This window comes from Nocardia sp. NPDC002869, assembly GCF_046764065.1.
GTDB lineage: Bacteria > Actinomycetota > Actinomycetes > Mycobacteriales > Mycobacteriaceae > Nocardia > Nocardia rhamnosiphila.
The window spans coordinates 1-4,791 of sequence record NZ_JBKOOL010000265.1; the positions used below are offsets into that span (position 1 = coordinate 1).

Below are 4,791 nucleotides of genomic sequence, written 5' to 3' on the forward strand. Positions count from 1 at the left end.
ATCGAGCGGCGGCTGACGCAAACCGAGTGTTCCTGTACGAGGGGATGTCCGAGCCGTCCGCGGTGCGTCCGGCCCACCAAACCTGGACTATGGACGACAGCTTGCTGCTGTCGGCCCCTTTTGGCTGTTGCGGGTGAGCGAGTCCTACTTCTCCGCGGGAGCGGGGGCGGGAGCGGGCTCCTCCTGAGTGACGGGCTTGCCGTCGTTGGCCCACTTGCTGGTACCGGCAGGGGCCTGCATGGTGTTGAACAGCTCGACACCGGCGGCAACCAGTGTCGGACCGCCCACCGCGATGGTGCCGATGATGCCGCCGATCCCGGCACCCGGCAGGCACCCGAGCGCGGGGATCACTACGCAGCCCACGGCGAAGCCGACAGCGGTGCCGATGAAGCCGCCGATAGCGGTGGCGAGTCCGAAGTTGCTGGAGAACTCATTGATCGCCATCTGGTTTTCCGCGACCGAGGCAATCGGCTTCGCGACCGGATGCACAACCTCTTGCGACGGCGCGACTTCCTGGCCGACCGGCTTCTCGGGCGTGATCTCGAGGACAGCGCCGTCCTGCTTGATCTCCGAGACCACCGGGATCTCGGTGCCCCCGGCGGTGAATTCGAGCGGCAGCGAGGCAACCAGCTTGTCTTCGCTGTCCTTGATCTCGATGACCTTGGTCTTCTCGGTTTCAGCCGCGATCGGTTCCCCGGCGGGGACGCCGGGTGCCTGCTCGGTCGCGTTTGCCTCCTCGGGGGAGACATCCTTCTCGACAACCGAGAAGGATCCGCCGTTGATGGTCGCCACGACGGTCTTGTCCTTCAACTGCACCGCGTAGTTGATGGTTTTCGGAGCCTCGGTCGCCGGTTCGGCATCGGCTGTGCCGAATCCCATAGCGAGCGAGCCGGTGACCAGTGCGGCGATCACAGTGGATCTCGGGAGTGTCATCCATTTCCAATCGGGGTGTGGGGCGTCCCATCTCAACGCGAGGGGGTCGATGTGATCGAACCCTGATTCCTCCCCGAGCGTTATGAGATGTCACGCTTCCTGATAGATCGGGCTGAGCGTAGTCGAATGCACTGTCAAAAGGCGAGATTCGTTTCCCAAGCGTAAGAAACAACACGAGTAAGCCTGGCCTTATCACGCCCTGCGCGGACGGGCCCTTTACGGTGTTAATCAGCCCTTTTCCGCTTTGGGCAGCCAACTGAAAAGAGTGACATTGATCACGGCGCGATCTATGCGGATAAGCCCAGGTAGATGCGCCGCGGGCCGACGCGGATCGTACAGTGGACACCGTTAGTTACCGGTGGGTAACTTACTGGCGGTTACGATACGAGCCGGACGGGGTACTGCTCAGTTCCTCGTACCTCGTGTTGCTTCGAAAGAAAGGTCGCGACATGAATGCCCTGACAGTGACGCTGGGCACCCTGGGAGCGGCGCTCAGCCTGCTGTGTTGGGCGTCGTTCTTCGGCGGCGTCCGGGATATCGTCCGCGCCATCATGCTGGGCCAGCCCGCCCCCGACCGCTGGCGTCCGTTCTTCCCGCGTTTCGAGCAGATGCTGGTGGAGTTCCTGGCGCACACCCGGATGAACAAGTTCCGGACGGTGGGCTGGGCGCACTGGCTCGTGATGATCGGCTTCCTGGGCGGCGCGATCCTCTGGTTCGAAGCCTATGGCCAGACCTTCGACCCGGCCTTCCACTGGCCGCTGATCGGCAACACGGCGATCTATCACCTGTGGGACGAAATCCTCGGCATCGGAACTGTGGTCGGCATCGTGGCGCTGATCGTCATCCGTCAGCTGAACCATCCGCGGGTACCGGAGCGACTCTCCCGGTTCAGCGGCTCCGCGTTCGGACCCGCCTACGTGATCGAGGCCATCGTCCTGCTCGAAGGCCTGGGCATGATCTTCGTGAAGGCGGGCAAGCTCGCCACCTACGGGCACGCCCACGCCGGTACCGACTTCTTCACCATGCAGGTGGCCAAGCTGCTGCCGGCGAGCCCGACCATGGTGTCGATCTTCGCCTTCGTGAAGCTGATGTCCGGTATGGCCTTCCTCTACTTCGTCGGCCGCAATATCACCTGGGGCGTGGCGTGGCACCGGTTCTCGGCCTTCTTCAACATCTATTTCAAGCGCGAGGACGACGGCGGCGTCGCCCTCGGCGCGGCCAAGCCGATGATGTCCAAGGGCCGCGCCCTGGACATGGAGAACGTCGACCCGGACACCGACACTCTCGGCGCCGGCCGGGTCGAGGACTTCTCGTGGAAGGGCTGGCTGGACTTCACCACCTGCACCGAATGCGGTCGCTGCCAGTCGCAGTGCCCCGCCTGGAACACCGGTAAGCCGCTGTCGCCCAAACTGCTCATCATGTCGCTGCGCGACCACGGCCGCGCCAAGGCGCCGTATCTGCTGGCCGGCGGCAGCAAGGACATGGGCGGCGACGAGGTCGGCCTGGTCGACGGCGAGGGCAACCCGGACGAGAAGAAGCTGGCCCGGGTCTCCGAGGCCGCGCGCGCCGAGGCCGAGCGACCGCTCGTCGGCGACCACGAGGTGAACGGCATCATCGACCCGGAGGTGCTGTGGAGCTGCACCACCTGCGGCGCCTGCGTGGAGCAGTGCCCGGTCGATATCGAGCACGTCGACCACATCATCGATATGCGCCGCTACCAGGTGCTCATCGAATCGGACTTCCCGTCCGAACTCGCGGGTCTGTTCAAGAACCTGGAGAACAAGGGCAACCCCTGGGGCCAGAACGCCAAGGACCGGCTCAACTGGATCAAGGAGCTGGACTTCGATATCCCGGTCTTCGGCCAGGACGCCGACAGCTTCGACGGCTACGAATACCTGTTCTGGGTCGGCTGCGCCGGCGCCTACGAGGACCGCGCCAAGAAGACCACCAAGGCCGTCGCCGAACTGCTGGCCACCGCCGGGGTGAAATTCATGGTCCTCGGTCAGGAGGAGACCTGCACCGGCGATTCCGCCCGGCGCGCGGGTAACGAATTCCTGTTCCAGCAGCTGGCGATGCAGAACATCGAACTGCTGAACTCGGTGTTCGAGGGCGTCGAGCAGGAAAAGAAGAAGATCGTCGTCACCTGCGCGCACTGCTTCAATGCGCTCAACAACGAGTACCCGCAGGTGGGCGGCACCTACGAGGTGGTGCACCACACCCAGCTGCTGAACCGGCTGGTGCGCGGTAAGCAGCTGGTCCCGGTGGCCCCGGTAGCGCAGAACGTCACCTACCACGACCCCTGCTACCTCGGCCGGCACAACAAGGTCTACAACGCACCGCGTGAGCTGATGGCCGCTTCCGGATCCACCCTGGTGGAAATGCCCCGGCACGGTGAACGGTCCATGTGCTGTGGTGCCGGCGGCGCCCGCATGTGGATGGAAGAGCAGCTGGGCAAACGGATCAATATCGATCGCGTGGACGAGGCGCTGACGACCTCACCGGCCAAGATCGCCACCGGCTGCCCGTTCTGCCGGGTCATGCTCACCGACGGTGTGACCGCCCGCCAGGAGTCCGGCCAGGGCGAGGGCGTAGAGGTCGTGGACGTCGCGCAGCTGATGCTCGAATCGATCGAGCGGCAGCAGCCGGACCGGCTGACCGCCAATCTGACCGTGGTCCAGGAGCCCAAGGCCGAACCAGAGCCGGAACCCGAACCCGAGCCCGAACCTGTCGCCGAGACCGAAGCCGCCCCCGCGGCCGAGAAGGCGGCCCCCAAGGGTGGCGGACTCGCCATGAAGGGCCCGGCCAAGGCACCCGGTAAGGGCCTGGGCATGAAGGGCGCCGCAAAGGCCCCTGGTGCCAAAGCTGCCGCCCCCACGGCCGAGACCGAGGAGAAGGACGCGGCTCCCGCCGCAAAGGGTCTCGGTATGAAGGGTGCCGCCAAGGCGCCCGGCGGTAAGGGCCTGGCGATGAAGGGCGCGGCCAAGGCACCCGGAGCCAAGGCCGAAACCCCACCGGCGGCGGAGGAGGCCACCGCGGCGCCCGAAGCTCCCCCGGTGAAGGGTCTGGGCATGAAGGGTGCCGCCAAGGCGCCCGGCGGTAAAGGTCTGGCGATGAAGGGCGCGGCCAAGGCGCCCGGAGCCAAATCTTCCGCCGCCGAGAAGCCCGCTCCGGCCGCCGAACCGGCTACCGAAGCGCCTGCGGAGGCCGGCGCGAGTGCGGCGCCGACCGAGACCAAGCCCACGGTCGCGGCCAAGGGCCTGGCGATGAAGTCCGGATTCAAGCGTCCGGGCGGGAAGGCCCCCGGCGCCAAGGCTCCGGCCGCCGCGCCGGAGGCCGAAACCGCCCCGGCCGAACCGGCGGCCCCGGCCGACTCGGACACGGTGGCGGCCGAGCAGGCCACCGCGGCAGCTCCCGCCGAGAGCAAGCCGTCGAAACCGGCCAAGGGCCTGGCGATGAAGTCCGGATTCAAGCGTCCGAGCGCCAAAGTGCCCGGCGCCAAGGCTCCGGCTCCCGCACCGGAGCCGGAGCCCACCGCGGAAACCGCGGCGGAAACCGCACCTGCTCCGGACGAGGCCACCCGGGAATCTGCACCGGAGGCCACCACCGCGCCGGCTGCCGAGGTCACCACGGAATCGGGCTCGGAGACCACTGCGGATTCGTCTTCGGAGGCCACCGCCGAATCGGCGCCGAAGGCCACGACCGAGACCGGCGGGGCCTCCGGCAACGGCAGCGCGGGCAACGGTTCGGGAGCGACCCCGCCGCAGGCCAAGCCGGGTGCGCTGGGCTTCAAGTCCGGCACCAGGGCACCGGGCCGCAAGGGCTGACCGGAACAACGCGAAAACCGGCAGGGCCCGGCGG

Annotated in this window: 2 protein-coding genes; one reads left to right on the plus strand and one right to left on the minus strand. The window is 66.9% G+C overall.

Features of this window, described 5'->3' with window-relative positions:
- Positions 1-144 precede the first annotated feature (144 nt).
- Positions 145-912: a hypothetical protein gene (locus tag ACLML9_RS27805; protein WP_411948278.1), complete on the minus strand. Its 768-nt coding sequence runs from the start codon at positions 910-912 to the stop codon at positions 145-147.
- Between the two features lie 470 nt (positions 913-1,382).
- On the opposite strand from ACLML9_RS27805, the gene ACLML9_RS27810 reads away from it, so the two are divergent.
- A complete protein-coding gene (locus tag ACLML9_RS27810; RefSeq protein WP_411948279.1) occupies positions 1,383-4,757 on the plus strand; it encodes a (Fe-S)-binding protein in 3,375 nt (1,124 codons plus the stop codon).
- Positions 4,758-4,791 lie beyond the last annotated feature (34 nt).